The organism is Mycobacterium sp. (assembly GCF_036488105.1).
Classification (GTDB): domain Bacteria; phylum Actinomycetota; class Actinomycetes; order Mycobacteriales; family Mycobacteriaceae; genus Mycobacterium.
In genome coordinates this window covers 1-3,472 of the sequence record NZ_DASXHW010000474.1, presented here as the reverse complement: position 1 = coordinate 3,472, position 3,472 = coordinate 1, and the positions used below count along the sequence as shown (strand labels likewise).

Annotated in this window: 4 protein-coding genes; 2 read left to right on the top strand and 2 right to left on the bottom strand. The window is 64.9% G+C overall.

Annotation, left to right across the window (positions count from 1 at the left end; translation table 11 throughout):
- Together VGH54_RS24765 and VGH54_RS24760 are read left to right on the top strand one after the other, a co-directional pair.
- The coding region (locus tag VGH54_RS24765; RefSeq protein WP_331514776.1) for an NAD-dependent epimerase/dehydratase family protein at nucleotides 1-888 on the top strand (888 nt) is incomplete at its 5' end.
- 20 nt (nucleotides 889-908) lie between these two features.
- On the top strand, nucleotides 909-1,976 hold the full coding sequence (locus tag VGH54_RS24760) for a lysophospholipid acyltransferase family protein (RefSeq protein ID WP_331514775.1): 1,068 nt from the start codon (nucleotides 909-911) through the stop codon (nucleotides 1,974-1,976).
- Nucleotides 1,977-1,995: 19 nt separating this feature from the next.
- Here VGH54_RS24760 and VGH54_RS24755 read toward each other — a convergent pair whose 3' ends face one another.
- On the bottom strand, nucleotides 1,996-2,868 hold the full coding sequence (locus VGH54_RS24755; protein WP_331514774.1) for a cyclopropane mycolic acid synthase family methyltransferase: 873 nt from the start codon (nucleotides 2,866-2,868) through the stop codon (nucleotides 1,996-1,998).
- Between the two features lie 35 nt (nucleotides 2,869-2,903).
- Complete coding sequence (locus tag VGH54_RS24750; RefSeq protein WP_331514773.1) at nucleotides 2,904-3,416, bottom strand: FAS1-like dehydratase domain-containing protein; 513 nt, start codon at nucleotides 3,414-3,416, stop codon at nucleotides 2,904-2,906.
- Between the last annotated feature and the right edge of the window lie 56 nt (nucleotides 3,417-3,472).

The window sequence follows — 3,472 nt, the reverse complement described above, 5'->3', positions numbered from 1 at the left end:
GACATCCGCAACCCCTTTGTCGCCAAGGTGATCCGAAACGGCGACGTCGACACCGTGGTTCACGCGGCAGCGGCGTCATTCGCGCCGCGTTCCGGCGGCGGGGCGGCGTTGAAGGAAATCAATGTGCTCGGCGCGATGCAGCTGTTCGCCGCCTGCCAGAACACGCCGTCGGTGCGTCGCGTCGTGCTGAAGTCGACCTCGGAGGTTTACGGGTCCAGCGCGCATGATCCCGTGCTGTTCACCGAGGACAGCAGCAGCCGCCGTCCGTTCGGGGAAGGCTTTCCGAAAGACAGCCTCGACATCGAGGGTTACACCCGCGGGCTGGGTCGGCGTCGGCCCGACATCTCAGTGACGATCCTGCGGCTGGCCAACATGATCGGTCCGGCGATGGAGACCACGCTGTCGCGCTACCTGGCCGGGCCGTTGGTCCCGACGGTTCTCGGCCGCGACGCCCGGCTGCAGCTGCTGCACGAGCAGGACGCGCTGGGTGCTTTGGAGCGGGCCGTGATGGTCGGCAAGCCCGGTACGTTCAACATCGGCGCCAGCGGGATCATCATGCTGTCGCAGGCGATCCGACGGGCAGGCCGAGTTGCGCTGCCGGTACCGGGATTTGGTCTCGCGGCACTTGATTCGTTGCGCAAGGCCAACCGCTACCTGGAGATCAACCGCGAGCAACTCGGCTACTTGAGCTACGGCCGAGTGATGGATACCACCCGGATGGAACAAGAGCTCGGATACCACCCGAAGTGGTCGACCGCGGAAGCTTTTGACGATTATGTACGCGGCCGAGGTTTGACTCCCATTATCGATCCTGAGTGGGTACGCTCCATTGAGGGCCGGGCCGTAGCAGCAGCGCAGCGCTTTGGTGGCCGAACCACAATCAACTAAGGGCGGGGGGAGGTGTGCTTATGGCGGGCGATTCAAAGGCGAAAGTCATTCCGCTGCACGGGAATTCAGGCCGCGCCGCGGCCCAGCGGCGTGCCGGGCAACGCACGCAGAGCTCTCGCCGACACCCCTCACTCCTCTCCGAACCCGACACCCGCGCATCCGCCGACGAGATTGCCGCCGTCGTACGCGAAATCGATCAGCACCGTCGCGGTGCGGCCAGTCGACCCGGCGGGGAAGAGCCGGCCAACGAGTTCGCGCAAAAGGTCAGTGCCGTCGCCGACTTTCTGCGGCACCGGCTCGCCGGTGACTACAGCGTCGACGAGTTCGGCTTCGACCCGCACTTCAACGATGCGATCGTGCGACCGCTGCTCAGGTTCTTCTTCAAGTCATGGTTCCGTGTCGAGGTCAGCGGCGTCGAGCACCTCCCCGACACCGGCGCGGGCCTGGTGGTGGCCAACCACGCCGGCGTGCTGCCCTTCGACGGGCTGATGGCCTCGGTGGCCGTGCATGACGAGCATCCCGCGCACCGGGATCTGCGGCTGCTGGCCGCCGACATGGTGTTCGACCTGCCGATGGTGAGCGCGGCGGCCCGCAAGGCCGGGCACACCATGGCGTGCACCGCTGACGCGCACCGGTTACTGGCCGCGGGCGAACTGACCGCGGTGTTCCCCGAGGGCTACAAGGGTTTGGGTAAGCGCTTCAAGGACCGCTACAAGCTGCAGCGCTTCGGCCGCGGCGGCTTCGTGGCGGCCGCACTGCGCGCCAAGGCGCCGATCATCCCGTGCTCGATCGTCGGGTCGGAGGAGATCTACCCGATGCTGACCGACGTGCGATTGCTGGCGCGGTTGTTCGGGGTGCCGTACTTCCCGATCACGCCGCTGTTCCCGCTGGCGGGTCCGGCCGGGCTGATACCGCTGCCGTCGAAGTGGCACATCGCCTTCGGTGAGCCGATCGAGACCGCGCACTACGAGGGTGCCGATGCCGAGGACCCGATGGTCACCTTCGAGCTGACCGACCAGGTGCGCGAGACCATTCAGCAGACGCTGTATCAGCTGCTGGCCGGCCGCCGCAATATGTTCTTCGGCTGAGCCTTCGAGCCTGCGCGGCTTATGCGGCGGGCTTGACCAGGGTGAACTGGGCCACGTCGCAGGCGCCCTCACGGAACAGGTTGGCGCATCCCGTCAGGTATTTCATGTAGCGCTCGTAGACCTCTTCGGACTGGATCTTGATCGCCTCGTCCTTACGGGCCTCGAGCGCCTCAGCCCAGAAGTCCAGGGTCCGCGCGTAGTGCTGCCGCAGCGGCTGGATGCGGGTGACGTCGAAACCGGCTTTGGTGGCGTGATCTTCGACGATGGCGACCGTCGGCAGGCGGCCGCCGGGGAAGATCTCGTTCATCATGAACAGGGCGAACCGCGCCCTGGTCATGGTCATCTTGATGCCGCGGTCTGCCAATTCTTGGTCGGTCGGGACGACGATGGTGTGCAACATCATGGTGCCGCCGGCCGGCAGCGCGTCCCAGGCCATCTTGAAGAAGTCGTCGTAGCGTTCGAAACCGAAGTGTTCGAATGCGCCGATCGAGACGATCCGGTCGACCGGCTCGTGGAACTGCTCCCAGCCCTCCAGCAGCACCCGCCGGGAGCGTGGGCTGTCCAGCTCGTCGAACGTTCTCTGCACGTGGGCGGCCTGGTTCTTGGACAACGTCAGCCCGATCACGTTGACGTCGTACTTCTCGATCGCGCGACGCAAGGTGGCTCCCCAGCCACAGCCGACGTCCAGCAGCGTCATGCCGGGCTCCAGGCCCAGTTTGCCCAGCGACAGGTCGACCTTGGCCACCTGCGCCTCTTCCAGCGTCATGTCGTCGCGTTCGAAGTATGCGCAGCTGTAGGTCTGGCTGGGGTCGAGAAAGAGCCGGTAGAAGTCGTCCGACAGGTCGTAATGCGACTGGACGTCGTCAAAGTGCGGCGTGAGATCGGTGCTCATTGGTGTGGATTCCCCCTGAAAGGTTCCGGCTGAGACTAGGCCCCGGCGCGGATGGATGCAATTGCCGCGATTGTCGCCTCCGCGTTGGCGTCGGGGTTGGACGACTCGCCGAGCATGGTGACGATGCTGGTGATGATGGGGTTGCCGTCGGCGTCTGTGACTTCGCTGCGAATCTCGGCGATCACCGTCCCGTGGGATTCGATGACCGAGTCCAGGTAGGTGTCGAAGTACAGCCTGTCACCGGCCGTGATCGGCCGGTGGTACAGGAATTTCTGGTCGCGGTGCAACACGCGGGCCATGTTGATCGGGATGTCGAACTTGGTGAAGACGTCCATCTGGACGCGTCGTCCGGCGACCGCAAGGAAGGTCAGCGGCGCCACTGTGGCGTCATAGCCGATTTCGGCGGCTGACTCCTCGGAGTGGTGCGACGGGTGATCGTTGCTGATGGACTCGGCAAACTCGCGAATCTTCTCGCGACCCACGTCGAAATAGTCGGGGTACCGGTAGTGCGTCCCGATCAGGTCTTGGGTGCCTGCGGGCAATGACATGCGCTGCTCTCCACTCTTATGGTGCTCAGCGGCGCAGCTTATCAGCGAGATTGCCG